Annotated in this window: 1 protein-coding gene and 1 pseudogene; both read right to left on the reverse strand. The window is 67.4% G+C overall.

Annotated elements, in window-relative coordinates; genetic code table 11:
- On the reverse strand, positions 1 to 290 hold a 290-nt coding region (locus tag JCM25156_RS19595), incomplete at its 3' end, for an IMPACT family protein (RefSeq protein WP_025814486.1).
- Positions 287 to 642: pseudogene (locus JCM25156_RS30100) on the reverse strand (S16 family serine protease); the annotation flags it as partial. The gene JCM25156_RS19595 and the pseudogene JCM25156_RS30100, both read right to left, overlap by 4 nt.

Consider the following 642-nt stretch of genomic DNA (forward strand, 5'->3'; position numbering starts at 1 on the left):
CAGCGGGTGACGACCACTACGGTGCGGTCAAATCCCTGTCCCTCGATCACCTGCAGGATGGGGCGGCCCGCCGTGCCGCCCGGCTCCCCCGCGTCGTCGCTGCGGTAGGTCTGGCCGATCAGGTAGGCCCAGCAGTTATGGGTGGCGTCCGCGTCGCTGACGGCGGCGATGAATTCCATCGCCTCCGCCGGGGTGGAAACGGGGGCGGCCTGGGCCAGGAAAATGCTTTTCTTTATTTCGCGCTCCAGCATGGCGGGTTCGCGCAGCATGAAGCGTTGGGGCGCACTCACGCGCTGGCCTCCTCCCCCGCCTGCGTGAACAGGCCGACCAGATCGCCAGATGGCCGATTTCCTGAATGCCAAGTCCATCCGGGGCCGATGGCCTGCGGTTGCCGCGCGCAATGCGGCGCGGCAGGAACGCGTACTCGAATCCCAGCTTGTGGGCTTCCTTCAGCCGGGTATCGGGTTGCGAGACCTGACGGATTTCTCCCGACAGGCCGACCTCGCCAAAATAGACCGAACCCGCGCTGGTGGGCTGCCCGGTGGCGGCGGAGACAAGGGCGGCGGCCACCGCCATATCGGCCGCGGGCTCTCCCACCCGCAGGCCACCGGCGATGTTGAGGTGGACATCCATGGTGTTGAG

The sequence above is a fragment of the Komagataeibacter kakiaceti JCM 25156 genome (assembly GCF_000613305.1).